Here is a 26,240-nt window from a genome sequence, read left to right on the forward strand (position 1 = left end):
GTGGATATTATGGATAAACCTTTAAATAAAACCTTCAGTATGCTGAAGGCCTTGCTCAAGAGAGATTGGTTAAAGCTGGTCTTTTGGATAGTCGGTGTGTTGGCTTTTGCAGCATCAGGAGTGGGTAAATTTGAGCTTATCATGCAGACTGACAGTCAAAGAGAAACTATGTTTAATGTTTTTCAAGGACCAGCTATGACGGCATTATTCGGCCCTATGACGGTCACTCAAGGAAAGGATTTTACCGCCGCTGTAGCTTATGGCACGACCATGCCTTTAATTACAGCAATAACATTTGCTGTTGTTTCTGTTATCTACGTTGTCAATCGAACGCGTAAAGAAGAAGAGGATGGAATTGCTGAAGTTTTCCGTTCTTTTCAAGTTGGAAAGCTAGCCAATACGACAGCTGTCGTTATTGAACTCTTTGTTTTACAAATCTTGATTACTGTGGTCTTGGCGATTTCAATTCAGTTGCAAAATATTCCGGGCATGACTTCTTTTAGCGAAAATCTCTTGTTTGCCTCTGCTATAGGTGCTCAAAGTTTAATGTGGGGCTTATTCGCACTTGTTTTTGCGCAAATCTTTTCCGATTCAGGTAGTGCTAAAGGTGCCACTTTTGGCTTCCTTGGCTTGCTCTATCTTATTCGTATGGGAACAGATACACAAAATGTAAATTGGGGCTATTGGAATCCTTTGAGTTGGTCATATCTGACCGACCCTTATGTTAAGAATCATTGGCTTCCCATCTTGTTAGCATTGGGATTAAGCCTTGTCCTTCTCGTTCTCGCTTACTTCCTTGAGATTAGACGAGATGTCAATGCAGGTTATATTCCAGAGATAAACGGTAAGGACCATGCTTCGAAAAGCTTGCTTAGTTTTACAGGGCTTACGCTAAGGCAACAACGTACAGCCAGCATCGGATGGATTTTGGGACTTTTTGTTCTAGGTATTACTTATGGATCTATGATTGACCAAATCGGTGGCTTTGTTGAATCCAGTCCAACTATATCCAAACTCTTTAATATTGACCCTCATCTGGCAAATGAAGCCAGCAAGGCAGCAAGTAAAGCGATGATTGAAAGTTTTATGTCGACAATCTTTATGATTTGTGCGGTAATGGTTGCTTGTTTTGCGGTCACTTCCCTCATGCGGCTGGTAACAGAAGAACGAAAAAATCGGCAAGAACAGCTTTATGCTATGCCGATTAGCCGTTATAAAGTTTACGCAACCTATATGATTATCTCTTGGATATTGGGGGCTCTTGCTCAATTTGCAGTTGTACTTGGTATCTATCTGGCTCAAGCTAATAACGCCAATGCATTTAGCTTTGCTAAAGTAGCTGCTGCGGGGATGTCTTGGACAGTTGGAGTTTTCTTTATTCTGGGTATTTTAGGCTTGCTCATAGCCTTGGTTCCACGTTTGAGTGCTTTGATTTGGGTTTATCTTGGCTTTGCGTTCTTCATGAGTTATATTGGCAACATATTGAATCTCCCGGCTTGGTTAAATAATTTTAATATTTTCCACCATATTTCAAGGCTTCCGGTCGAAACGATGAACTGGGGTAATTTTGTACTCATATTTGCTTTAGCAGTATCTTTTGCTCTACTTGGAATGGTTGCTTATCGCCAACGTGACTTGATTGGTGATTAAATAAAAAATAGTCCAGATGGACTATTTTTTTAATTGATGATAGCGATTGTACCAAATGTCAACATACTCTTTGGAGAAAGGTCCGCGTTCATTATTTATCCAATCAACAAGAATTTTTACATTTTCTTTCAAAATATGGTCAATTTCAGGAGAGTAGTTCATTTGTCTTCTGTGACGTTCATATTCTTCAACATCCAAGAGTTTTTTCTCGCCATCTTTAAATACTTTTACATCGAGATCGTAGTCGATGTATTTCAGCGCCTCATTGTCTAAAACAAAGGGGCTCGCAAGGTTGCAGTAGTAGCTGACGCCTTCCTCACGAATCATAGCAATGATGTTAAACCAAAACTTTTTGTGGAAATAAACGATTGCAGGTTCACGTGTGACCCAACGACGGTCGTCTGACTCGGTTACAAGTGTGTGGTCATTTACACCAATAATTGAATTTTCATTTGTTTTCAGTATCATCGTATCTCGCCAGGTACGATGTAAACTGCCATCATGTTTATAGCTTTGAATCGTGACAAGGTCGCCTTCTTTCGGAAGATTCAAGGCTTCACCAACTTTCCAAAATTCAAAGTTCTCGCTTATTATTATAGCATAATATTCAAAAAGTTTCTGAACTTAGGTTGGCAGTTCAAAAAAACTTAAGCTACTAAGAAACTCCTTTGACAGATTCTGTTCACGATAATTTTGCCAGCTATCAAGTGATCTAATCGCCTGATATCTTTTACGCAAATGATAGTGTTCTTCGATTTGATATTCAGGATAATCTTGCAGAAAATCGCTAACCATTTGCCACTCGTAAGTGTAACCCAAGGGGCGGGAATGATATATGATTCCATCAATAGATTTAGCAGAAATACGATGATGTGCGTGTCCAAAGACCACGTCCGTAATTTGCGGAAACTGAATAAACAGCTCATGGAAAGCTTGGGAACCAAGATAAGCATTGAAGCGCTCAAATTTTTTATAAGCTGTATTAATGGAAAAAGCTTTGTGTGGAACAAAATGCATGGCAATGATGATACGGCCAGAAAAATCTAGATTTTCCAAGATACTTTTAAGGCTGTTAAGAGTATGCTGTGTTGTGAGAGCATCGCTATAATCACGATGAATTTTACGATCAAAGTAAAAACTATTCTTAAAGGCTAAAAGTTTTTCCTTCGAGTAATCTTGAGTAAAAGAATAATCATACCAGCCATGAAAACTAATCAAAAGTGTATCACCGAAATACTTAAGTGAAAAATCCTGTGCATTAATTTCTTTTTCGGATAAATGTACCATATCGTGATTGCCAAGATTATGGCTGATATCGAAACACTTTGATAATTGATTAAAAAAAGGTGCCGTAATTTTTTTATAGTCGTTGGACATGTCGCCTGCAAAGTGCAAGTCTGTCACAGATTGCTCTTGTAGCGTATCAATTAAAACTTGAATTTCAGTATCTGTAAATTGATTAACATCCAGATGCAAATCTGAAAGCAGTGCTAATTTTTTCATAGTTAAATTATAACAGAACCGCAAGTCAAGTTCTAATTGTGGTAACTGAAAAAAGACTACAGGAGTTTTTTATTTATTGATAATTTTGGACTAATTTTTCAATTTCTTGATCCAATAAGGTATAAAATGCTGCGATGTGTGCTCCATCCACAAGGGCGTGGTTAGCAAGAACCGAAAGGGGAAGCAACAGTTCATTGTTTTGTTCAAAATACTTTCCCCAGGTGATTCTTGGATTGCTGTCCGCAGGAACTGGTGTCGGATTAATCATAGAAGTGAAAGAGAACCATGGGAGCGTGGAGATAAATAATTTATTTAAAGTATCCTCTGCTTCCTCATCTATTGAGCGTATGGTTTTAGCTTTTTCTTGCTCTTCCACGGCATAGATCAAAAATGCAGCAAAATCAGGTGTATAATCAAGATTGCAGTAAGTATAGGTTCCATCATCTAAGGAAACTGTGTGTGAAGTCTGACAGTTATCAAATTCTATAATTTTATCTTCAACGATACGTTGCTTAAATTCTGAAACACCGTTTGCTGCTTGTGACACACAGTAACAGATGGTCAAGAAAAATGGTAACTTATTCTCTTTTATCGTTGCAAGAAGTTGTGTAATATTTACGTTCACGGTCACTCCAACATAAGGTTGAGCGAGACTTTTAAAATATTCAAAATGTGAAAGCCGATTATAGGAAGCCATGTCAAGATATTTAAAATTCATTGTTTCTCCTCAAAAATCACTATTACAAGCGAGTACTTCCTTAGAGCGTATCATAGATTTCTATAATTTTGAAGGGCTTATCCAGCTGTCAGCTAAATTAAAAGTATTTTTTTATTTTGTGTGGAAGTGACTTGTTCGCGCTTTCTTTTCTTGGGGCTTTGTATTAAAACAGAAACAAGGAGTAAAAAAGTATGAAAAAATTAATAATATTATCTGGTGTTGCACTTATGTCATTGACATTGGTTGCTTGTTCGTCCGAAAAAGCTTCAAAAACAAAGTCTTCAGAAGAAAAAATAGAGGTGACAAGTCAGACATCAACGACCGAAAGTTCAGTGTCTACTGAAAGTACAAAAAGTATAGAAAGTGAAACAAGTAGCCCAGAAGAAGTGCTACCAAGTTCAGAGCCAGAAACCTCTACTGAAGTTACTCCGGACTCAAGTACAGAGGTACAAGAAGTTGATTTGGATGAAGCGGCAATTTTAAACAATGATTTCACAACACTGTCCGGCACATGGGGTGCTGGAAATGGCAATATTTTAATAATTAACCCAGACCATAGTGCAACTCTTAATGGAGAGGCACAGACAATTACTGTGGATACTGTAAGTTCAGGGCAAAAAGTACTCAATATTCGAATGGCAACTGGTGTGGCACGTGCTGGGGCAGCAATCGAAACATTAAAGGTTGGAGAAAAAAATCCATATGGTGATCAATCAGATACATCTAAGCCACGTCTGCTTTTAGTGCAAAGTGGGTCAAACAGTCCTGCTGAAGAATATTTCTACAGAAAATAAATTTGTAAGCTTATAAATTATAGCTAACTAGAGTCCGAACGATAATTTTGATATAATAGGGGGGAGATCAAAATAAAGTTTAGAATTTATATAGGTTATAGATGAAGAATACGGTAAAAATACTGCAAGGGATTTCAAGAATTCTCTTACTCGTTGTTGGCTTAGCATTAATCTCAGGCTCTCTCTTTTTTACTGGGGTTCATATGGCTAATAAAAACGTCACAAAAACTGAAACACAAGGTGTGATTGTCCGCGGGGATGAAGCATTAAAAGAGGTGAACTACACATTTGAAGGTGTCAGTCACCAAGTACGTCCCTTGGATACTTACTTTAGAAACTTGGGCACTGTTGATACAAAAATCAAAATTTACGTGGATAATGAACATCCAGAACGTATCTTTTTGACTTATCGTGGCGATGGCTTGATGCGTACAGCGGGAATCTTAGCAGGTTGGGGCTTATTATTGTTGGTCATTCTCTTGGGGGAAAGACAGCTGATGAGTCGTATGAAAAAGCTTGAGCAACTTGCCGAAGAAGAGGAAAAAGAAGCACAATCTTGATTGTGTTTCTTTTTTATATCAACTCTTGTGCAAAAAAACACAAGCGCATTTCTTAAGAAAAATATAAAGCTATGCTACCATAGAAATATGACTATCTTACACAATAAAATTTCAAATAAAGAATTAAAAGAACGTTTAGAGGCTGAAACAGAGCCTCGTACAACTATTTCTTTTTATAAATATTTTAATATTGCTGACCCACAAGAATTTCGTGATAATCTTTACATGAAATTTGAGGATTTAAAAGTTTTTGGTCGTGTTTATATTGCGAAAGAAGGAATAAATGCACAAATCAGTGTGCCTACTCCTAATTTAGAAAAGTTCAAAACGACTCTTTACCAAACAGCGCCAGAACTGGATGGACTTCGTCTGAACTATGCGATTAAAGATGATGGAAAATCTTTCTGGGTCTTACGCATGAAAGTCCGCAACAAAATTGTTGCAGATGGTATTGATGATCCAACGTTTGATCCTTCAGATGTTGGGCAGTACTTAAAAGCTGAAGAAGTGAACGAAATGCTCGGTAAAGAAGACACAATCTTTGTTGATATGCGTAACCACTATGAGTACGAAGTGGGACATTTCAAGGATGCCTTAGAGGTGCCATCTGCAACTTTCCGTGAGCAGTTACCAATGGCTGCAGATATGCTTAAAGACGATAAAGATAAAAATATTGTCATGTACTGTACAGGCGGAATTCGTTGTGAAAAAGCCAGTGCCTTTATGAAGCATGAAGGTTTTGAAAATGTTTACCATGTGGAAGGCGGAATTATTGAATACGCGCGTAAAGCTAAAGAACAAGACTTACCGATTGAATTTATCGGTAAAAACTTCGTATTTGATGAACGTATGGGAGAACGTATAACAGACGATGTTCTCTCAACATGTCCACAATGTGGTGAAGCTTGTGATATGCATACAAACTGTAAAAATAAAGCTTGTCATCGTTTATTTATCCAGTGTGAAAATTGTGCAGAGCGCTTTGAAGGTTGTTGTTCACAAAGCTGTGTGGAGGAACTCAGCTTATCTGATGAAGAAATCAATGCTTTAATCGCAGAGCGTGCAGCGGATCCAACATTCTTCACAAAAGGAAGAAGCTAAAAATAAAAAAAGCAATCTTTTAAAAGATTGCTTTTTTTAATTGTTCCTTGAGTTCTGTTTCAAAAGCAAGCACGCGCTCCAAAGATAAAGCAAAATCCGCATCGGCAATATTCATGCGCACGAAAAATTCCCCTGACTGATAACGAATCATAATATTTGGTCGTACCTTTTCATGCAGAGCATCCTGTGTCTGTTCATTACCATAGATATACCAGAAATATTCAAGCGCTTCTTTGTTATGGAAATCATCGTTTACCAGTAAAAAAACAGTTTTAAGTTGGTCAGAAAATTCGAGTTCTTTTGCATAGGCCCCATCTTTATAAAGCGGAAGTCCGTCATACCAAAAGTGAACACTCTGACCAAAGGTTTCTTCAGCAAGCTTATTCATAATCTTTCAAAACCCATTCGTTAATAGCATGCGCGACACCAGATTCAGCATTAGATTTTGTGACATATTTGGCAATTTTTTTCAGCTCTTCTTTACCATTGCCCATGACAACTGGGTTGCCAACAGCTTCCAACATAGAACGGTCATTTTCTTGATCACCAATTGCCATTAATTCGTCCACATCTAGGAAGAGTTTTTTAGCTAAGTGCAATACAGCATTTCCTTTGCTGGCTTTTTTGTTCATAAATTCAAGATAAAATGGAGTTGATTTAACCATATTATAACGCTCGAAAAATTCAAAAGGCAAGTAGGCGATAGCATTGTCTAAAACTTCAGGTTCATCAATCATCATTACTTTTGCAACTTCAAGTGCTGCAATTTCCTCAGGCTGACGGAAATAGAGGGGCATATTAACCAAGGAAGCTTCGTGAATAGTATATTTACCGATGTCACGATTACTTGTGTAGATTCCTTTTTTAGTAATGGCATGCATATGTACACCGATTTTACGAGCTGCAGCATCAATATCAAGAACATCTTCAGCTTCTAAGGTTTCCATAATGAACTCTTCGCCAGTCGCACGTTGCACTAAAGCACCGTTATAAGTGATGACATAATCACTATAATCCGTCAATTCAAGTTCTTCCAGAATATCATGAACACCCATAAGTGGACGACCTGTTGTAATAACAACCTTAACTCCAGCAGCTTTAGCTTCAGCAATTGCCTGCTTAACTTCTGGCGTGATTTTACGTTCCGGGTCCAATAGTGTACCATCGATGTCAATAGCGATAAGTTTAATCATTTTATTTTTCTCTTTTCTAATTAAAGGTTGGTTTGCATAAAGGTAATGAATTCAGGATTCTCCAACATTACTTTTGGAAAGTAAAAGCGGCTGTTCCCGTGAATGGTGCCCGCTAAACTTGCCACAATAGGAGAGACCTCGGAAAGCTCAATGAGGCTACCATCTTTTTGTAAAATTTCAATCTGTGTTCGTGGTTTATTCGAATTGGGACGATAAAAGTCATAAGGAAGATCGAAATTACTGTTTGTTCCCGTGAAGTATTGTGGGTCAAAGCCAGCTTTTTCCACTTGATCACGCAGTTTGTCCAAAAGCGAAGCATCTGAGTTAAAAAGATCCAGCTGTTTTTCTTGTCCTTGATTATACTCTAAGGATTTTAAAAGATGGCGGTTGATATACATCTGAGCAAGCTTAGACAAAATATCATCTTCGTTAGCCATCCATGTTTGAAAATAGGTGTTCATTACACCATCATCCAAGGCGAGATAATCATGCAAAGTTTGTTTATTCTCAAAGAAAGGAACTAAACAAGGACTTGTTTGCGCAAAGTAATCGTGATCAAATTGGTATAAATATTTAGCCCGCTTCAGCAAGTTTTGGAGAATGACTTCCATGGAGCGACTTGCCGGATGGAAGTAAACCTGCATGTACATTTGGTAACGGCTCACAATGTAATCTTCAACGGCATGCATACCAGAAATTCTGAAGACAATTCCATCTTCATGAGGCGCAATTACACGCAGAATCCGAGTCAAATCAAACTGTCCATAGACTGCCCCGGTATAGTAAGCATCCCTTAAGAGGTAATCCATACGATCTGCATCAATTTGACTGGAAATAAGTTGCACCACTTGTGGGTTAGGATAGTCATGGGAAATGACTGAAGCGACCTGCTCAGGAAAGTCAGGACTTACTTTGCGTAAAACCGCATTGATTTCAGTAGCTGGTGAGGTAATAATCTCACGTGTCATGGCTTCGTGATCTGTGCCAAATAGGCCTTCAAACGTATGAGAATAAGCACCGTGACCGACATCATGTAATAAAGCTGCACATTGTGTAACTAAATTTTCTTCTGGATTCCAAGCTTCAGGATAACGCTTAGTGAACCATTCAGTGATTGTTTTAGCGATATGATAAACTCCCATACAATGAGAGAAGCGACTATGCTCGGCTCCGTGAAAAGTGTATGAAGAAGTTCCAAGTTGTTTTATACGACGTAAACGCTGGAATTCTGCAGTGTTAATTAAATCATAAATTGTTTCGTTTTCGACATGAATATAATCATGGACGGGGTCACGAAAAACTTTTTCGAGCTGTGCCATACAACCTCCTTTGCATTTTATATGCAATTATCTTGACGTAATTGAACAAGTTGTGGTTTCAAGATAAGTTTTTCGACAAAGAGTCTTCAAGAGAGACTCTAACTTAATGAAAACTCTTGCATTACTGTAATATAATTATAACCGAAATTAACATAAATTGCCATTTTACTAATAAGGCAAGTTATAGTAAAATAACAGTTATGGAAATTACTATTCGGAACCGTATTGTTATTGATGGACAAGAAGAATTTATTCGTGAAACTTTTGAAGGTGATGTTAAAAAGTTAGGGAATAAAATTGCATTATATTATAAGAATGCTGAAGAAGAAAAAGTCTTGATAAAGTTTGATGACAAAGAGTTGAGTATGACACGTTATGCTGATAAACCGGTTGTCATGCGTTTTCACAAAGAACTTCCAACGCATACTCTTTATGAAGGTTTGGGACGTTTGGAGATTTTGACAGATGGTTTTCATATGAATGAAGAGTTAAAACATGTGAAATTGAAATACCGCTTAGCTCAAAATGATATCCCGATCGGGGAGTATCGAATGAGAATTGATTGGAAATTGAGTTAAAGATGAAAAAAATATTACTCCCTGAGGAACTGTACGACCAGTTGGAGTTGTCAGGTGAAAAAGAAATTGAAGTCGTTGAAAATAATAAAAACAGCTTCACCATACGTGCTAAAACCCCCAACAAGAGAGAAGAGGCAGCGCGGGTCTTTCTAATCCCCACAGCGCTTAGCACACTCCTCTTTTTTGTTGCCAGTCAGGTGATGGGGCTGAGTCAGATTAAATTATCGGGGACAGCCTCGATCTCAACTGGCGTTTTAGTTATTGCTAATACAATCGCTTTAACATCTTTCATCATTGCTTTTATTAAAAAGCGGAAAGAGCTTTATCATACCATGTTACCGCGCGTGTACTGGCGAACTTTTCCCTCTGTTATTCTTTCTGTTTTTATTATCGTCACTTTAGGATTAGTTGCCTTATTTTGGTTCTTGAACCAGCTTTTTTATGGCTTGAGTTTTGATGTTTTTACTTCAATGTTGATTTTTGCTATTTTTTCTGGAATTTTAAATTACCTGTTAATTTTTGCTGTAGACACATTCTCCATCCAAATGATGATTAATATGCTTATTATGGTTTCTGTTGGTGGACTTGTCGCAAGTATGGCCGCCAACAATAACCAATATTGGTGGCAAAAGAACTTCAGCCTGCTAGGAACGAGTGAATCCAACACAAGCTTGCAGTTTAATATGACTTTGGTTGTTTCGGCTGCCTTAATGATTGCTTTATTTGATTATATATTCGTCTCGATTCGTGAAAAATTAGGGCATCGTATACGATTTATGATATTGCAAATCTTATTAACTTTATGTGCCATCTCTATCGCTTTGGTTGGCCTGATTCCTAATAATGGTGATGGTTTGGCGCACATTATGCACGATGTGGCGGCTCAGCTCATTGTTTTGTTTATGAGTTTATCAATCTTAGGAATTCGCTGGTTTTTACCAGACTTAGATAAAAACATGTACCGAATTTCTTATGGTTTAGCAGGTTTGATAGTGTTTGGTTACTTCTTATGGCATCCGCTCTATTATCTGAACTTAACTGCCTTTGAAATTCTTTCCTTTAGCTTATCTTTTGCATGGATTATGCTCTTGATTAATACATTAGTGAGGATATTGTTTAATCCACGTGTCGTTTATCAAGTTGATATCGTAAAAGACGTAGAAAAAATCACAGAAAAATAAGCTGTGGTTTTTTCATATACCAAAAGCAGAGCAGCTTTTTTTTACCTTAAGTAAAAGCTATGGTAAAATAAAGACGATAGGGAGGTCAAAATGAAAGAAGTAAAAGTATTTTATAATGAAAAATCAGGAAAAAATGACGAAAACGAAGTATTAAATACAATTAAAAATTTTTTTGGAAAAGAAGAAAATAAAGCCTCTCATGTGGAATATATCAATCCAGATAGCCCAGAAGATGCAGTACGTTTAGCAAAAAAAGCAAGTCAAGAAAACACAGATCTTGTAGTGGCACTTGGTGGAGATGGAACGATTAATAAAGTATGTGGAGGCGTATTTGAGGGAGGAAGCAAATCTATCTTAGGTATCGTTCCCAATGGTACAGTCAATAACTTGTCAAAATCACTCCATATTCCTCAGGATATAGAAGCTGCCTTGCAAAATCTCAATGAGGGGAAGTTGCAAAAATTTGATATTGCTAAAGTTAACGATGATTATATGATTTCCAGCTTAACCTTGGGAATATTGGCAGATATCGCTCAAAATGTGAGCAGCTCAGAAAAGAAAAAATTTGGACCCTTTGCTTACTTGAAGGATGCCTACAAAGTTATTCGCCATAATAAAAGCTACCGTATCGAGCTCAAATATAATGGCAAAACAAAAGCCTTAAAAACGAAATTATTATTAATTACGATGACCGATACGATTGGCGGAAGACAGGCTTTATCTCTTGATGCTAAGGTAGACGATGGTCTTATCCGAGTGTATTCGTTGAAGGAGATTAATTTACTCAAAATTTTATTCCATCTTAATAAGCTACGCAAGGGCCAACTCGAAGATTTTATGGAAATTACTTATTTTGACACAGATCACTTAGAAATAAGTGCCCAATCTAATAAAAAACAAGATATTCCTTATTCAAGAATTGACGGAGATAAAAGCTCGCCACTTCCACTAGACATAACGGTATACCGCAAAGGTTTGACTACGGTGGTTCCTAAATAAATGCTTTTTTGATGCGCTTTCATTTTTGTTGACAAGCAAACTCAAATTGTATATAATAAAAGTGTCTTCGAGACATGTAACTGATAATGCAGGCAGGATCTCAAGATACATCAATTTTTTTGATGTATCTTGGATTCTGCCTTTTTTCTTTATATTTGGCCAATATATGAAACACTACATTATTATGATTAAAATGGAGAATAAAATGGATTATAAAAATACGGCTCAAGAAATTATTCGAGCTATTGGCGGAAGTGAGAATATTGCTCATTTAGGACACTGTTCGACAAGGTTAAGATTCACCTTGATTGATCCTCAAAAAGCAGACATTTCAAGACTAGAAACTATTGATGGCGTTTTAAAGGTTATTAATAACGTACAGTGCCAAGTTGTCATCGGGAGTGAAGTTATAGAAGTTTACGATGAAATATTGAAATTAACGGGTCCAGAAAATTTTTCTGAAAGTACGGTAGTTGTTAAAGAAAAGAAAGGAAAAAGACTGATGAATTTCATCATTTCTATTTTCCAACCATTAATTCCAGCAATTGCAGGAGCTGGGATTTTGAAGTCATTACTTTTAATTTTATATGCACTAAATTTGATATCAAACACTTCTACCTTCTATCAGCTTTTTGCTTCAATAAGTGATGCTACCTTTTATTTCTTGCCGATAATGATTGCTTATACAACAGCAACCGTGTTGAAGTCAAATAGAATGGTAGCTGTAGCAATGGTTGGCGTATTATTGCTCCCAGCAACGACACAGCTCATCACAGATGGTGTCCATATTCTGGGACTAAGTGTCCCTGTTATTGCTTATAACGCCCAAGTTTTTCCGGCACTGCTCGTTACGATTTTTATTGGATACATTGAAAAGCTTTTTAATAAGATTACACCAAAGTCAATTCGAATATTCTTTGTTCCGATGATGTCCTTAGCAATTACACTTCCTGTTGCATTACTCTTATTAGGCCCGTTTGGTTTTTATGTGGGTCAGATATTAGCAACGGTCATCTTATTCATTTATGCAAAGATTGGTTTTTTGGCTGTGGCTCTTCTCGCAGGTGTTTTACCATTTATGATTGCTACTGGAATGCATAAAGCTTTGATTCCTTACTCTGTTGCAATATTAGGTGAAACAGGACATGAAACGCTATATCTGCCAGCTTCACTTGCTCACAATATTTCTGAATCTGGGGCATGCTTTGGTGTTGCTCTCAAAACGAAGAATAAAGATTTAAAAGCAACAGCACTGTCTGCGGGCATATCTGCTTTAATGGGAATCACAGAACCGGCTTTATACGGGGTCACTTTGCAAAATAAAAAAGTACTACGAAGTGTGATGATTAGTGGCACAATTACGGGAGCGTTTCTTGGACTTGTTACACTCAAAGCTTTTGTACTTGTAGGTCCAGGTTTAGCGAGTTTGACCATGTTCACGGATGTGGACAATGGGAGTAACTTGTGGTTTGCTATTATTGGCTTTGTGCTTTCCTTGCTTCTGTCCTTCATTTTAGTTTTCCTTTTTTGGAAAGAAGAAACCACAGAGGAGAAAATTAAAGAAGAAACCCGTTTAAAAGTAACGAGAGACGAAAGAAACTTTTCCGAATTGCTCTCTCCCATAAAAGGAGAAGTTGTTGATTTAAGTGAAGTCAATGATGTGATGTTTGCGGAGAAAGTGATTGGTGATGGCGTAGCTATAAAACCCTTATCGGAGGAACTTAAAGCACCTGTTTCTGGAACGGTAACTATGGTTTTTGATACCAAACATGCCGTAGGATTGAAAACAAAAGAGGGCATAGAAATCTTAGTCCATGTTGGTATTGATACTGTTCAAATGGCTGGCGTAGGGTTTGAAAGTTTCGTTAAAGAAGGAGACAGTATCAGAGAAGGAGATTTATTGTTGCGTTTTGATATTGAAAAAATTGAAAAAGCAGGTTTTTCTCCTAATGTACTTGTGGTAGTTACAAACTCGTCAGAATTTAACGTGCGTGAGACAAATTTTGGACCAGTGAGTAGCGGAGAGCGTTTATATAAAGTGGAGGCAAAATAATGAAAGTAAAAAAAGAATTTCCTAAAGACTTTTTGTGGGGCGGTGCAACTGCAGCCAACCAATTTGAAGGGGGCTGGAATTTAGGGGGAAAAGGCTGGTCTGTATCTGATACAGCACGTGCTCATTTTGATTTGGATGTTACGAATTATGATAAGCATAACGAAATTTCAACCAAAGATATTGAAATAGCTTTAGACAATCCTGATGATATGGTAAACTATCCTAAAAGGCACGGTAGTGATTTTTATCATCGCTATAAGGAAGATATTGCACTTATGGCTGAGATGGGATTTAAGACATTTCGGATGAGTATTGCTTGGTCACGGATTTTCCCTAATGGAGACGATGCAACTCCAAATGAAGAGGGGCTTCAATTTTATGATGATGTGTTTAATGAACTCCTAAAATATGGGATTGAGCCTTTGGTAACAATGTCACATTATGAACCACCATTAAATCTAGTTTTAAACTATGAAGGATGGTATTCTCGTGAAGTTGTAGGTATGTTTACCAAGTATGTAGAGACGATTTGTACACGTTATAAAGATAAAGTTAAGTACTGGTTGACTTTTAACGAGGTAGATTCAATGATTCGTCATCCATATACTACAGGTGGGCTTGTGCGTGATCGTTTTGAAGGGAAAAATTTTGAAGAAGTTATTTTTCAAGCCATGCATCATCAGTTTGTTGCAAGTGCCTTGGCGACTAAAATTTGCCATGAAATAATTCCTGAGTCTAAGGTAGGATGTATGATTACAAAACTCTCCTATTATCCTTATACATGCAAACCAGAAGATATTCTCGCTGCTCAACAAAAAATGAGAGAAATCTATGCCTATAGTGATACTCAGGTCTTTGGCGAATATCCTGCACAATTGCTCGCTTATTTTAGGAATAATGATATCAATATTGTTAAATGTGAGAATGACGATGAGATAATGAAAAAATATCCTGTAGACTTTGTATCTTTTTCATACTATATGTCAAGCTGTGCAGCAAAAGAGACAGAAGGACTTGATATAACAGCAGGAAATACTATTTTGGGTATTAAAAATCCGTATTTAGAGTCAACCCAGTGGGGCTGGCAAGTTGATCCCTTAGGCTTACGTATTTCGATGGTTGATTTGTATGATCGTTATCGGAAACCATTATTTATTGTTGAAAATGGCTTAGGCGCTCAGGATACACTTATTGATGGTCAAGTCCACGATGACTACCGGATTGAGTATTTTAAATCACATTTTGAAGCAATGTTAGATGCGATTATTGAAGATGGTGTGGAATTGATGGGATATACCTCTTGGGCGTGTATTGATCTTATTTCTGAATCAACAAAACAGATTTCCAAGAGATATGGCTTTATTTATGTGGACATTGATGATAAAGGAAATGGAAGTTATGACCGTTACCGTAAGGATAGCTTTTACTGGTATAAAAAAGTAATAGCTAATAATTCTTTGGATATAGATTAAAAATTTGGAATGGGAATAAAATGGTTGTTATAAAAAAAGTATTAAATTCAAGCGTCGTACTTGTTGAAGATGAGAGAAATGTAGAGCTCATTTTACTGGGAAAAGGAGTAGGGTTTGGTAAAAAACGAGGCGATATTATTAATAATATTGATGAGATGCAAACATTTATTCCTATCCAAAGTGAGCGTGATAAACAATTTGTCGAAGTGATCTCGGAAATTCCTTACGAACTCCTTGATATAACAAAAGAAATAGTAAATGATGCAAAACTTCATTTGAATACTTCAATAAATGACTCACTTTATTTCATGCTTGCAGATCATCTTTCGTTTGCAATTGAAAGGCAGAAAAACGCCTTGCACGTGAATAACCGCATTTTTTGGGAAATAAAAAGCTTTTACCCTAAAGAGTTTGAGATTGGTTTGAAGGCTATTAAGCTTATTCAAAAGAGGATGCAAGTTGAGCTTGCAGAGCAAGAAGCAGCAAATATAGCTTTTCATGTTGTTAATGCACAAGTAGGTAAGAATGAACAACATGATTCTATGAAAATTGCTAAAGCAGTAGGAGAAATTCTAAAAATAATTCAATATGGACGCGGAGAAAGATTAAATGAAAATAGTATTAATTATACGAGACTTGTAATTCATGTAAAGTTTTTTGTAGAAAGATATTTTGAAGAAGAGATGTTAGACAGCGATGAAGGTGTACTATTTTCAGAAATGTTATTAAACTACCCAGATGAAGTACAAACGGTAAACAAAGTGAATCGCTTCATGAAAAATAAATACGGTAAGGAGCTTACTGCTGAAGAACAAAATTTTCTTATTATCCATCTTACACGTTTAAAAAAAGTATAAATTGTATTTCTTCGTAGAAAGGAATAGAGCAATTAGTACCAAAAAAAGCTTACGTACCACTTGAATTGAAGAATATTTTCTGTTATACTTATATAGTTGTCTTTGTGGTCTCCCATAAAGTACAACCGCACGAGGTACCGTTTAAGTAGCATTAGCTCACGGTCCAAGGCGAGTCTTACAGTCGTTTTACGGCACAAAATCTAACAAGGAGGAATCACAATGTCAAACTACGCAATCATCAAAACTGGTGGTAAACAAGTCAAAGTTGAAGAAGGACAAGTTATCTACGTTGAAAAACTTAACGTTGAAGCTGGTCAAACTGTAACTTTTGATGAAGTTGTTCTTGTCGGCGGTGCTACTACTAAAGTTGGTGCTCCACTCGTTTCAGGTGCAACAGTTGTCGGTGAAGTTGAAAAACATGGTAAACAAAAGAAAGTTGTTACTTTCCAATATAAACCTAAAAAACACTCACACCGTAAACAAGGTCACCGTCAACCTTACACTAAGGTTGTTATCAAATCAATCAACGCTTAAGGCATGATTGAAGCGGTTATCAGGACAAAGCGAGATAAAATAGTTTCCTATGAAATCTCTGGACATGCTGAATCAGGTGAATATGGTCACGATGTGGTCTGTGCAGCTGTGAGTGTGTTGTCAATTACAACAGCAAATAATCTCTATGAAATGGCAAAGATTAAACCTATTGCCAATATGGAAGATGGTTATCTTTATGTTGAAATACCTTTGAGTACTCCTGAAAGACAAGGCGAATTGGCTCAAACACTTCTCCAAGCGTTTGAAAATGCTATGCGAGAAGTATCAAATAATTACAGCCAATACATTACACTTAAAATTGAAAATGGAGGGCAATATAATGCTTGAACTTAATCTGCAACTCTTCGCCCACAAAAAAGGTGGGGGTTCTACTTCCAATGGTCGTGACTCACAAGCTAAACGTCTTGGTGCTAAAGCATCTGACGGTGAACTTGTAAGCGGCGGTTCAATCCTTTTCCGTCAACGTGGTACACATATCCATCCAGGTGCTAACGTTGGTCGTGGTGGCGATGACACTCTCTTCGCTAAAATCGAAGGACACGTTAAATTTGAAATGAAACGTGGTAAAAAACACGTTTCAGTTTACCCAGCAGTAGCTAAATAATGGTAAACGAGTCTCTCTTCGGAGAGGCTTTTTTTATAAATATAAAAGAAAAGACAATGAGGAAAGCCCACTCTGGAGGGACAGATTCATGTCTTTTCTTTACATAAATACTTGAGTTTCCTGGATTAATTTTTGTGCTTCCCTAAAATTTAGGACATCATCAAAACCATATTTTGAAAGAAAATAGACTTGGTCGCAATATTTTTCCACCTCTTCTAAGATATGGGAGGTAAGCAGAATGATTTTTGTTTTGGAAAGCTCTTTTAAGATTTGGAAAGCTTTGGCACGCTTTGGCACGCATCGCATTGTCAAGCCCATTCATCAGCTCATAGACAATGATAAGGTCTGCTTCAAGGCTTACAGTATAAATGAAAGCCAGTATTTTTTTAATTCCGAGAGAATATTTTTTGATTGGTCTTTTAAAGAAATGTGAAGCAGAAAATAAGGGCATGTATTTTTCTGCGTTTTTTAGCTCTGTTTTTGTCAAAACCTTAATATAATCGATCGCTCGAAGATTAGGCTCAAAAATATCAAGTGCTGCAACATAGGAAACTCTACAATGAATAATGTCTTGTTTTTCTTTACACTATATAAGACGTGAATACATCTTACTTTTCACTAAAAATATATCTTGTAGAATAGAAAACATAAATATCTTATTATTCTAAAAAGATAGTGTTATTTTCCCTTTCTATAATTTAAGCACTTTATTTATGGTATATTTACTCTATAATTTTGAGTTGCATTGAAGGAGGAAAGAATGAAAATTGGTGTAGTAAAAGACTTGAAACAAGGGGAAGCACGTGTCGGAATGACGCCGGAAAATGTAAAATTTTTGGTAGAGGCCGGGCATACGCTATATGTTGAAAATAATGCAGGTTTTGGTGCTGGTTTTCCAAATGAGCAGTATATCGCAGCGGGGGCCAAGATAGTGGAACGTGAAGAAGCATGGGAAGCAGAAATGATGGTTCGCGTAAAAGAGCCCTTAGAGGAAGAATATCAATACCTTAAAGAGGGACAAATCATCTGGGGATTTTTACATTTACCTGCAAATAAAGCTTGTGTTGAAAAAATGATAAAAATGAAGGTGACTGCTTTTTCGGCTGAAAATATCGCTACGGAGGGAACTTTTCCATTACTCAAACCCTTGAGTGCAATTGCGGGACGACGTGCCGTTAATATTGGACAATATTATCTGGAAAAACAACACGGGGGACAAGGAATTCTACTTCCAGGCATTCCCGAAAGTGGTATCGAGGCAGGACATATCGTTATATTTGGTGGTGGTACTGCAGCTGAAAATGCAGCAGATATTGCTTTGAGTATTGGTTGTTCCGTCCTTATTTTAGAGCTGAGTGATACACGTATTCAAGAGCTGGAAACGCGTTATGCGGGTAAAAAGCTGCAGGTCGTCAAGTCAACAACCGAAGCACTTGAAGAGCACATAAAAAAAGCAGACGTTTTTATTTCAACAATTCTGATTCCTGGGGCTAAACCACCAAAGCTTGTGAAAGAGTATATGGTCAAATCAATGAAACCAGGTGCTGTGATTGTTGATATCGCTATTGATCAAGGAGGGACGGTTGAAACTATTGATCACGCAACGAATCATGCAGAACCGGTATTTACAAGACACAATGTCATTCATTATGCAGTGCCAAATATGCCAGGGGCGACACCCCGTACTTCAACTCTGGTAATGTCTAAAGGTAATATAGAATACTTGAAGCAGATTGCCGACAATGGTTTAGAAAAAGCACTTAATCTTAGTGAATCGCTTCGCTCTGGTATGAGTGTCTATAAAGGAAAAATAGTGTCGCCTGCGTTGGCTGATTCGATTGGGCTTCCTTATACAAAAATTAAGTAAAGATTATTGGGGCTTCCCAATGATCTTTTTGCTTGCATGAAAGGTATGGAAGCGTATAAACCTTGAAATATGGTATAATGAGACAAAGATTATAAATAAAAGAACAGGAAGGTATTTGTTTGGCTAGACATTCCGTAGAATTTAAGTTGGAAAATCCAGAAGATGCAGTTTTACTTTTTGGTTCACAGGATAAAAATGCACAGTTGATTGAATCTCAACTTGCTGTTGATATAAACTATCGCGGGGAGCGCGTACAGATTTTTGCTGATAATGAAGTAGCGCCTGAGCAAGCACGTAAAGTTTTACAGGCTCTTTTAGTTTTGATTTCTCGTGGTTTACCTGTCCATAGCTCTGATGCGATGATTGCAGTTAAAATGGTGCTTGAAGATAATATCGAAAATTTCATTACACTTTATGAAATCGAGCTCACTAAAGATGCTGTTGGTACACCAATTCGGTTAAAAAATGTGGGGCAGAAGCTCTATGTAGACAGTGTGAAGCAGCATGATGTCGTCTTCGGCATTGGTCCTGCGGGGACCGGGAAAACCTTTTTGGCTGTCGTTATGGCAGTCCAAGCATTGCGTAATGGTCAGGTGAAACGCATTATTTTGACACGTCCGGCTGTAGAGGCTGGTGAAAATCTGGGGTTCTTACCGGGAGATTTGCAAGAAAAAGTAGATCCTTATCTGCGCCCTGTTTATGATGCACTCTTCCAGATTTTAGGAAAAAATGCAACGGAACGTATGATGGAGCGTGGGATCATTGAAATTGCACCTTTAGCTTACATGCGTGGACGTACTTTAGATGATGCCTTTGTTATCTTGGATGAAGCGCAAAACACAACAACGATGCAAATGAAAATGTTCCTGACACGTTTGGGCTTCAACTCAAAAATGATTGTCAATGGTGATATTTCACAGATTGATTTGCCGGCTAAGGCTAAATCTGGTTTGATTGACGCAAAAGAAAAACTTTCTGGTTTAAATAGTATTGATTTTGTCTACTTTACAGCTAAGGACGTCGTTCGTCATCCTGTTGTAGCTCAAATTATTAATGCTTACGAGAAAAAAGGAGAGTGAGATGTCTGAAGGTTATGTTCTCGACTTACGTAAAATATTGGGCCCGCGCCCACTTGTTGTTGCATGTGCTAGCATAATTATCTATAATGAAGATGGAATCTTGCTTCAGAAACGTAAGGATACAGGGTGTTGGTCTTATCATGGGGGTTCAATCGAACCTGGAGAAACAGCAGAAGAAGCTGCGAGCAGAGAGCTTTTTGAAGAGATAGGTTTGACTGTAGGAAACATGGAGCTATTTACCGTATGTTCTGGAGAGGAACAGCATTTTTGCTATCCAAATGGTGATGAAGTTCATATTGTAGATACTGTTTATGTCAGCAATGATTTTTCAGGTCAAATGGTTTTTGAAGAAAGCGAAGTTCTGGATGCACAATGGTTTGCATTTGACCAATTGCCAGCAAATATTATGCCTTCAACAAGAACACCGCTCTTAGATTTTGCGAAAAAAATGAGAGAGAACATCGAAAATATATAAGGAAAAAGAATGTATATAGAATTAGTTGATGAAACAGGAAAAGTTTCAAAAGAAATTATTGAGCAAACTGAAAAGTTATTAAGCTTTGCTGCAGATTATATAAAGCTTGCCGACTCAAAAGAAATGTCTGTTACTTTCGTTGATAATGCGCGCTCACAAGAAATTAATCTGGAATATAGAGAGAAAGATGCACCGACGGATGTTATTTCGCTTGAATATAAGCCTGATGAAGATGAGTTTTTCTTTGATGAAGATATGGATATTCCAGAAGAGTTGATGGATGAGCTTGATCCTTTTATTGGTGAGCTCTTTATCTCAATCGATAAAGCTGCCGAGCAAGCAGCAGATTATGGGCATTCCCTTGAACGTGAATATGGCTGGTTAGCTGTTCATGGCTTCTTACATATTAATGGTTACGATCATTATTCTCCAGAAGAAGAAGCAGAAATGTTCGGACTTCAGGAGGAGATTTTGACTGCTTATGGACTTAAAAGATAACGAAAAAGATGTAAAAATTTTCAATAAGGAAGACTTTGCGGACGGTGAAGTCCCAGAGAATACCCAGCGTAAACGTTGGAAAAATACGAATGTTATTTCCAGCATGGAGTTCGCAATTACGGGTATCTGGACAGCTTTTAAAGAAGAAAGAAATATGCGCAAGCATACGCTTTCTGGTGTGTTGGCTTTGATCCTAGGTGTTGTTTTGCAAATTCAAGAATTTGAGTGGCTTTTCCTTTTTCTTGCCATCTTTTTAGTCTTTATGGCAGAGCTCTTCAATTCGGCTATTGAGAATGTGGTTGATTTGGCTGCTGATTACCAGTTTCATTTGCGCGCCAAAAGAGCCAAAGATATGGCTGCAGGAGCTGTTTTAGTCATTTCTGGTTTTGCCGTGATTGTTGCTGCGTTTATCTTCTTACCTAAAATTTGGCATCTTTTCTTTTAAACTCAACGGCATAAGGAAAAGGTTTTGATTTCCTGAGCCCCTCCTTGTTTTAAGACAGCTATAGCATGTTGGAGCGTTCGACCGGTAGTATAAACGTCATCCACCAGTAAAATTTTATCTGGCACTTTTACCTTTGCTTTTAAAGTAAAGGTATTTTTGTTTTTAAGACGTTCATTTCTGGTACGTGTATTTTGTGCAGGACCTTCTTCTTTTTCCAGAAGAGAACTGAAAGGAAGTTGCTGCAGGAGCGCAGCGACCTGATTGAAACCTCTCTCTTGAAAGCGTTGCTTACTCACGGGGATTGGAACAATCGTATATCCTTTTTCTATTTGAAAATATTTGTGAAAAACATGATGTAGGCGATAATCTCCCAAAAATTTGTAACGACTAAAGAATTCTTCCATGGCTGTATTATAGGTAAAGACAGCTTGATGATTTACAATAATGCCCTCCTTTTCCCAAATCTTGCAGTCAGAGCAGACGTCCTTTATGTCTGGCTTATAACAGCGGCTACAATAAGGTGGAGTAATTAGTTGAAACTTATTGTGACAGGTTGTACAAAGCCCGGGAGAAGAGTCTTTTAAGAGAAAAAGTTGATGGAAAGTGGCTTCAATAGTGTATTCAGTATGGCAAAGCAAACAAATCATTGGAAACCTCCTGCCTTATTCATATTTCTGATATTTTTATAAGCTTCCAACATCGCTGTTGTTTTTCCTAAATGAAAGAAAAACACTTTGCCATCAGGTCTTTCAGTACTTCGTCCTACTCGTCCGGCAATTTGGATGAGGCTTGATCTTGTGAAATTATGGTGATGACTTTGAAATACAAAAACGTCAACCTTAGGAAAAGTTACACCACGTTCTAAAATAGTCGTTGAGACAAGGATAGAAATATTGCCCTGACGAAAACGTTCCACAGCCTCTAAGCGTTCAAGACTCGTTGAAGCAACAAAGGCAATTTCTTCATGAGGAAAACTACTCTGTAAGTCTTGGCTCAGTTTTTCTCCCAGTCTTATTTCAGGGACAAAGATAAGTAATGGGAAACCAGATTCGCGTTGTTTTTTGACCATTTTGTAAAACTTGCTCTGCCAAAAAAATTGCGGGAGTACCAATGGAAAACCATGAAAACGTCGGGGAAGTTGTAACTTTTCGATTTGCCCCAACTTGACTTGTTTTTCCAAATTATTGGTGGTTGTTGCAGTAAGATAAATCAAGCTTGAAGAAGGTTTACGAGCTTGAGTCAGTGCAAAAGAGAGCATGTCATTATCTGGAAATGGAAAAGCATCAACCTCATCAAGAATGACTAAGTCAAAGGCATGACGAAAACGCATAAGCTGATGTGTCGTCGCAATTACGAGTGGCGAGCGGCTGTATTTCTCACTTTTTCCGTGTAAAAGCGAGATGGGACAAGAAAAATCTCGCTTTAAGCGATAGTAGAGTTCTAGACAGACATCAATACGAGGACTAGTTAAACCTACAGCTTTTCCTTTTTTAAGGGTGTTATCAATCATCTGATAAATCATTTCAGTTTTTCCTGCACCCGTGACAGCCTGCACCAGCACCGTTTTTTGTTGCTGATGTAATTTGACTAGAGTATCAGATATATATTGCTGAGGGGCTGTGAGTTTTCCCTGCCAGTTTAGAAAAGAAGCTGCTAAAAAATCCTCCTGAGGAAGGTGATAAAGTTTTTCATCCGAGCGAACACGTCCCATCTGAATACAATAGGGACAATAATAAGCACCAACGGGGAGTAAGACCTCTTTTTTCTTACTTTTTTTACCGCAGCGATTGCACATAATCACTGTTTTTGAAATATCGTGCATACTATCAAAAAGTGTTGCTTTGTCTGGGATTTTCGACAACTCTTTTTGTAAAAGGAGTCTACCATATAATTCATTCATACCTTTAAGACGAAAAAAGTCGCATGTTTTCACTATTTTTGATAAAATTTATTTATGACAATTACCATAAAAGAGGATTTCATTGCAGAAGAAGAAATCAAAAAATCGCGCTTCATTTGCCATTTGAAGCGCGTTTATACTGAGGAAGAAGCACGAGCTTTTATTTCTGAAATAAAAAAAGAGCATCATAAGGCGAATCATAATTGTTCCGCCTTTACTTTAGGCGACCGTCAGGAGATCCAGCGTTCAAGTGATGATGGCGAACCTTCTGGTACAGCTGGTGTACCTATGTTGGAAATTCTTAAGAAAAGAGAAATTACCAACGTTTGTGCAGTTGTGACTCGATATTTTGGGGGAATTAAACTCGGTGCTGGTGGTTTAATCCGTGCATATGCGGGGAGTGTTGGCCATGCTCTAGATCAAGTTGGTTTGGTCAAATTTGTCACACAGGAGCAATTAATCTTGACTCTTGATTATGGGAATTATGACGGTCTACAGCGCTTTTTAAGTTCCCAAGGCTTAGTCATCTCAGAGAGTGAATTTCTCTCCGATGTTACGGTCAAGCTCTTTGTTGACTTGGATAAGACAGAGCAACTTTTGGACAATTTGGTTGAACAGTTCAGTGGAAAAATTTCCGCGGCAAAAGGGGACAAGCAACTGGTGGAAGTTGATATTTAGAAAAAGGGATTTATGAAAATTTTTAGAAGCTCGTTTATTGTTAGTATTATTGCGTTGATTATCGCTTACCTCTACGCCGGATGGGATGGTTTAATGATTACAGCTATCCTAGCAGTGTTGGAAATTTCACTTTCCATGGATAATGCCATTGTTAATGCACGTATTTTGGAGCGTATGAGCCATGCTTGGCGTAAAATATTTTTGACGGTGGGGATTTTAATTGCTGTTGTGGGGATGCGCTTGGTCTTTCCGCTTTTGATTGTTGGTGTCTCCGCAAAACTGGATCCAATAAGTGCCATGCGCTTAGCTTTAGAAAAAGGTGATCCCAGTGTTCCAGGGACCTACGGTTATATTTTACACCATGCGCATCCTTCAATCGCTGCATTTGGTGGAATGTTTCTTTTGATGCTTGCACTTGGTTTTTTCTTTGATCAAAGAGCACATACATGGCTAAAATTGCCCGAAAAAGTCTTACAACAGGTTGGTCATTTTCCTGCAGCAAATGCGATAATTTCAATGCTTGTTCTTTTATTGACTGCTGAATTTATCGCGGCTGATGCACACACTGTTCTATTCTCAGGTGTTTTGGGGATTGTAACTTATATATTGGTGAATGGCTTTGGCGATATGATGACCGAGCACATGCCTACCGAAACAGCAGGTCAGACGACTTACGCTGTGGGAAGAGCAGCTTTCTCGCTCTTCCTTTACCTGGAAGTTATTGATGCTTCCTTTAGTTTTGATGGTGTTATTGGGGCCTTCGCCATTACCTCAGACCCTATTATTATCCTACTTGGGCTAGGTGTTATCGGAGCAATGTTTGTCCGCTCACTGACTCTTTACTTGGTAGAAAAAGGAACACTGAATGAACTTGTTTATTTAGAACACGGTGCGCATTGGGCGATTCTTACCTTAGCCATTCTGATTTTGGCAAGTATCCATTGGGAAATTGGTGAGGCAGTGACAGGTTTACTTGGCGGGATTATTATCGTGTTATCCTTTATCTCAAGCATTATTTACAATCGAACACATTAAAAAACAAAAAAGTTGCACCTCTTGTGCAGCTTTTTTAATGTTGTAGGGTATTTTCTTGAATGAATTGGAGTGTTTGCTCGTAGCAGAGCTGTGCTTCTTTCGTACGGTAATCAAATTGATACTCATGTCCAATTTTTTTACTGGAATCATTAAAGAAAAGCTCGGATACAGGAACATTTAGCTCCTTTAAACGCTTTGCCAACGCTTCACCTTCTGGAGCGAAACTAAGAGTATTTCCATCCGTAATATAAGTGGGCGGATAGTTTTCTGTTACGGATGGAACCACGCTTGCTTGTTTTAGATGTGGATTGGTTTTCCAATCTGTTGTACCTAAGAGTGACCAAGCCACAGTTTTAGTGAAAGCTTTAAGCAATAAATTATTTGACTTATCATGTGCCTTTTCTTGCAAGTTTACAGGGCCACAATAAGAGATGACTCCTTTTAAATTTTGCTGAGAGAGGAGGGGTTTGAAGTTTAATGCATTTGCATAAACTTTATTGGTTTGGATGGCCGCATATTGGGCTGCAATCTGGGCACCAGCGCTATCTCCTCCAAGAATAATTTTATTGAAATCAAGTGAAGGGTATTCAGCTTGACGATGGAGCAAGTCTTCTACTAGTTCGTTTATTTGCTGAATTTGGCTGGGATATTGTGCATCAGGTGCAAGTGCATAATTAGGACAGATAACAGCAACTTGAGCATCATGCGCAATCCTAGTGGCAAATTCTTTAACATCGGTTTTATTTCCTCCGACATAAGCACCACCATGAACCCAGATAATTACAGGAATAGGGCCTTTGGCATTTTGAGGCATGTAAATGTCAAAGGTATTTCTTTTTTTGTCTGAATTATAGCTGATGTCACTTTTCAAAAGGACTTTTTTCTTCGTGGACTCATAGGTATTTTGATCTGTTATCTTTCCGCCACTTTTAGCAAAAAGACGATTAATCACAAAAGCCCCGGGGCGTGGGGAGAGATTAAACACCAGCAACACTCCTAAAATTAATACCACAAGAAAGCCTAACAATAAACTTATAACCTTAAATAATTTTTTCATGATGAACTTATTATATCAAATTATTTCATGTTGCAAATGATTTTTGAAGAAGGGTTCAGCAAGCTGAAT

At 37.7% G+C, this 26,240-nt stretch carries 30 protein-coding genes and 1 other annotated feature; of the genes, 21 read left to right on the forward strand and 9 right to left on the reverse strand.

Annotation, left to right across the window (positions count from 1 at the left end; genetic code table 11):
- The first annotated feature begins 9 nt into the window (after positions 1–9).
- Positions 10–1,650, forward strand: coding sequence for an ABC transporter permease (locus tag BZZ03_RS02945; RefSeq protein WP_086582454.1), 1,641 nt, complete (start codon positions 10–12; stop codon positions 1,648–1,650).
- Between the two features lie 21 nt (positions 1,651–1,671).
- Here the strand turns inward: BZZ03_RS02945 and ntdP are convergent, their stop codons facing one another.
- The 3 genes from ntdP to BZZ03_RS02960 form a co-directional block, all read right to left on the reverse strand.
- A complete protein-coding gene (gene ntdP, locus BZZ03_RS02950) occupies positions 1,672–2,202 on the reverse strand; it encodes a nucleoside tri-diphosphate phosphatase (protein ID WP_004258003.1) in 531 nt (176 codons plus the stop codon).
- 72 nt (positions 2,203–2,274) lie between these two features.
- Positions 2,275–3,153 carry a metallophosphoesterase family protein gene (locus BZZ03_RS02955; protein ID WP_233128946.1) on the reverse strand — a complete coding sequence of 293 codons (879 nt, stop codon included), beginning with the start codon at positions 3,151–3,153 and terminating at the stop codon, positions 2,275–2,277.
- A gap of 73 nt (positions 3,154–3,226) precedes the next feature.
- Complete coding sequence (locus BZZ03_RS02960) at positions 3,227–3,871, reverse strand: CatA-like O-acetyltransferase (protein ID WP_086582457.1); 645 nt, start codon at positions 3,869–3,871, stop codon at positions 3,227–3,229.
- 191 nt (positions 3,872–4,062) lie between these two features.
- On the opposite strand from BZZ03_RS02960, the gene BZZ03_RS02965 reads away from it, so the two are divergent.
- The 3 genes from BZZ03_RS02965 (at position 4,063) to trhO (ending at position 6,326) form a co-directional block, all read left to right on the forward strand.
- Complete coding sequence (locus BZZ03_RS02965) at positions 4,063–4,665, forward strand: DUF6287 domain-containing protein (protein WP_086582459.1); 603 nt, start codon at positions 4,063–4,065, stop codon at positions 4,663–4,665.
- 101 nt (positions 4,666–4,766) lie between these two features.
- On the forward strand, positions 4,767–5,225 hold the full coding sequence (locus tag BZZ03_RS02970; protein WP_061413224.1) for a hypothetical protein: 459 nt from the start codon (positions 4,767–4,769) through the stop codon (positions 5,223–5,225).
- Between the two features lie 87 nt (positions 5,226–5,312).
- Positions 5,313–6,326 (forward strand): oxygen-dependent tRNA uridine(34) hydroxylase TrhO, encoded by a 1,014-nt coding sequence (trhO, locus tag BZZ03_RS02975; protein WP_019291868.1) that lies wholly within the window; start codon positions 5,313–5,315, stop codon positions 6,324–6,326.
- A gap of 19 nt (positions 6,327–6,345) precedes the next feature.
- On the opposite strand, the gene BZZ03_RS02980 is transcribed toward trhO, so the two are convergent.
- The 3 genes from BZZ03_RS02980 to BZZ03_RS02990 are packed head-to-tail and all read right to left on the reverse strand — an operon-like array spanning position 6,346 to position 8,838.
- Positions 6,346–6,714, reverse strand: a complete 369-nt coding sequence (locus BZZ03_RS02980) for a hypothetical protein (RefSeq protein WP_086582461.1) — start codon at positions 6,712–6,714, stop codon at positions 6,346–6,348.
- Complete coding sequence (gene yidA, locus BZZ03_RS02985) at positions 6,707–7,519, reverse strand: sugar-phosphatase (protein ID WP_019292784.1); 813 nt, start codon at positions 7,517–7,519, stop codon at positions 6,707–6,709. Before yidA ends, BZZ03_RS02980 begins: the two co-directional genes overlap by 8 nt.
- Positions 7,520–7,539: 20 nt before the next feature.
- Entirely contained in the window at positions 7,540–8,838 is a 1,299-nt protein-coding gene (locus BZZ03_RS02990; protein ID WP_086582464.1) for an HD domain-containing protein, read from the reverse strand.
- Positions 8,839–9,038: 200 nt separating this feature from the next.
- Between BZZ03_RS02990 and BZZ03_RS02995 the strand changes: the two genes are divergently transcribed.
- From BZZ03_RS02995 to BZZ03_RS03065, 15 genes are all read left to right on the forward strand, one after another.
- On the forward strand, positions 9,039–9,416 hold the full coding sequence (locus BZZ03_RS02995) for a YwiB family protein (protein ID WP_019292782.1): 378 nt from the start codon (positions 9,039–9,041) through the stop codon (positions 9,414–9,416).
- A 2-nt stretch (positions 9,417–9,418) separates the two neighbouring features.
- Entirely contained in the window at positions 9,419–10,597 is a 1,179-nt protein-coding gene (locus tag BZZ03_RS03000; protein ID WP_029345738.1) for a DUF998 domain-containing protein, read from the forward strand.
- 90 nt (positions 10,598–10,687) lie between these two features.
- Positions 10,688–11,596: a diacylglycerol/lipid kinase family protein gene (locus tag BZZ03_RS03005; RefSeq protein ID WP_019293563.1), complete on the forward strand. Its 909-nt coding sequence runs from the start codon at positions 10,688–10,690 to the stop codon at positions 11,594–11,596.
- A 205-nt stretch (positions 11,597–11,801) separates the two neighbouring features.
- On the forward strand, positions 11,802–13,649 hold the full coding sequence (locus tag BZZ03_RS03010; protein WP_086582466.1) for a beta-glucoside-specific PTS transporter subunit IIABC: 1,848 nt from the start codon (positions 11,802–11,804) through the stop codon (positions 13,647–13,649).
- A complete protein-coding gene (locus BZZ03_RS03015; RefSeq protein ID WP_086582468.1) occupies positions 13,649–15,121 on the forward strand; it encodes a glycoside hydrolase family 1 protein in 1,473 nt (490 codons plus the stop codon). Before BZZ03_RS03010 ends, BZZ03_RS03015 begins: the two co-directional genes overlap by 1 nt.
- Positions 15,122–15,141: 20 nt before the next feature.
- Positions 15,142–15,978, forward strand: coding sequence for a PRD domain-containing protein (locus BZZ03_RS03020; RefSeq protein WP_086582470.1), 837 nt, complete (start codon positions 15,142–15,144; stop codon positions 15,976–15,978).
- Positions 15,979–16,091: 113 nt separating this feature from the next.
- Positions 16,092–16,164, forward strand: a sequence feature (ribosomal protein L21 leader region).
- Positions 16,165–16,197: 33 nt separating this feature from the next.
- A complete protein-coding gene (gene rplU / locus BZZ03_RS03025) occupies positions 16,198–16,512 on the forward strand; it encodes a 50S ribosomal protein L21 (protein WP_003136338.1) in 315 nt (104 codons plus the stop codon).
- 3 nt (positions 16,513–16,515) lie between these two features.
- Positions 16,516–16,860 (forward strand): ribosomal-processing cysteine protease Prp, encoded by a 345-nt coding sequence (locus tag BZZ03_RS03030; protein ID WP_004257958.1) that lies wholly within the window; start codon positions 16,516–16,518, stop codon positions 16,858–16,860.
- On the forward strand, positions 16,853–17,137 hold the full coding sequence (gene rpmA, locus BZZ03_RS03035; RefSeq protein ID WP_004257956.1) for a 50S ribosomal protein L27: 285 nt from the start codon (positions 16,853–16,855) through the stop codon (positions 17,135–17,137). Before BZZ03_RS03030 ends, rpmA begins: the two co-directional genes overlap by 8 nt.
- A 238-nt stretch (positions 17,138–17,375) precedes the next feature.
- Positions 17,376–17,570, forward strand: coding sequence for a hypothetical protein (locus BZZ03_RS11965; protein ID WP_158092863.1), 195 nt, complete (start codon positions 17,376–17,378; stop codon positions 17,568–17,570).
- 327 nt (positions 17,571–17,897) lie between these two features.
- Positions 17,898–19,004 carry an alanine dehydrogenase gene (ald, locus tag BZZ03_RS03045; RefSeq protein WP_086582471.1) on the forward strand — a complete coding sequence of 369 codons (1,107 nt, stop codon included), beginning with the start codon at positions 17,898–17,900 and terminating at the stop codon, positions 19,002–19,004.
- Between the two features lie 119 nt (positions 19,005–19,123).
- Complete coding sequence (locus BZZ03_RS03050) at positions 19,124–20,083, forward strand: PhoH family protein (RefSeq protein WP_004257953.1); 960 nt, start codon at positions 19,124–19,126, stop codon at positions 20,081–20,083.
- A gap of 1 nt (position 20,084) precedes the next feature.
- A complete protein-coding gene (locus tag BZZ03_RS03055) occupies positions 20,085–20,558 on the forward strand; it encodes an NUDIX hydrolase (RefSeq protein ID WP_086582472.1) in 474 nt (157 codons plus the stop codon).
- Positions 20,559–20,567: 9 nt separating this feature from the next.
- The gene (gene ybeY, locus BZZ03_RS03060; RefSeq protein ID WP_086582473.1) at positions 20,568–21,056 is read left to right on the forward strand and encodes an rRNA maturation RNase YbeY; all 489 of its coding nucleotides are present in this window, start codon (positions 20,568–20,570) and stop codon (positions 21,054–21,056) included.
- On the forward strand, positions 21,040–21,501 hold the full coding sequence (locus BZZ03_RS03065) for a diacylglycerol kinase family protein (RefSeq protein WP_019292772.1): 462 nt from the start codon (positions 21,040–21,042) through the stop codon (positions 21,499–21,501). The genes ybeY and BZZ03_RS03065 overlap by 17 nt, the downstream gene beginning before the upstream one ends.
- Positions 21,502–21,503: 2 nt before the next feature.
- On the opposite strand, the gene BZZ03_RS03070 is transcribed toward BZZ03_RS03065, so the two are convergent.
- Both BZZ03_RS03070 and BZZ03_RS03075 read right to left on the reverse strand, forming a co-directional pair.
- The gene (locus BZZ03_RS03070) at positions 21,504–22,148 is read right to left on the reverse strand and encodes a ComF family protein (protein ID WP_019293560.1); all 645 of its coding nucleotides are present in this window, start codon (positions 22,146–22,148) and stop codon (positions 21,504–21,506) included.
- On the reverse strand, positions 22,145–23,401 hold the full coding sequence (locus tag BZZ03_RS03075; RefSeq protein ID WP_086582474.1) for an ATP-dependent helicase ComFA: 1,257 nt from the start codon (positions 23,399–23,401) through the stop codon (positions 22,145–22,147). The genes BZZ03_RS03070 and BZZ03_RS03075 overlap by 4 nt, the downstream gene beginning before the upstream one ends.
- Positions 23,402–23,455: 54 nt before the next feature.
- Between BZZ03_RS03075 and BZZ03_RS03080 the strand changes: the two genes are divergently transcribed.
- Both BZZ03_RS03080 and BZZ03_RS03085 read left to right on the forward strand, forming a co-directional pair.
- Entirely contained in the window at positions 23,456–24,079 is a 624-nt protein-coding gene (locus BZZ03_RS03080; protein ID WP_019293558.1) for a YigZ family protein, read from the forward strand.
- 12 nt (positions 24,080–24,091) lie between these two features.
- Complete coding sequence (locus tag BZZ03_RS03085) at positions 24,092–25,114, forward strand: DUF475 domain-containing protein (protein ID WP_086582475.1); 1,023 nt, start codon at positions 24,092–24,094, stop codon at positions 25,112–25,114.
- 34 nt (positions 25,115–25,148) lie between these two features.
- On the opposite strand, the gene BZZ03_RS03090 is transcribed toward BZZ03_RS03085, so the two are convergent.
- Positions 25,149–26,171, reverse strand: coding sequence for an alpha/beta hydrolase (locus BZZ03_RS03090; RefSeq protein ID WP_086582476.1), 1,023 nt, complete (start codon positions 26,169–26,171; stop codon positions 25,149–25,151).
- Between the last annotated feature and the right edge of the window lie 69 nt (positions 26,172–26,240).

The sequence above is a fragment of the Lactococcus petauri genome (assembly GCF_002154895.1).
GTDB lineage: Bacteria > Bacillota > Bacilli > Lactobacillales > Streptococcaceae > Lactococcus > Lactococcus petauri.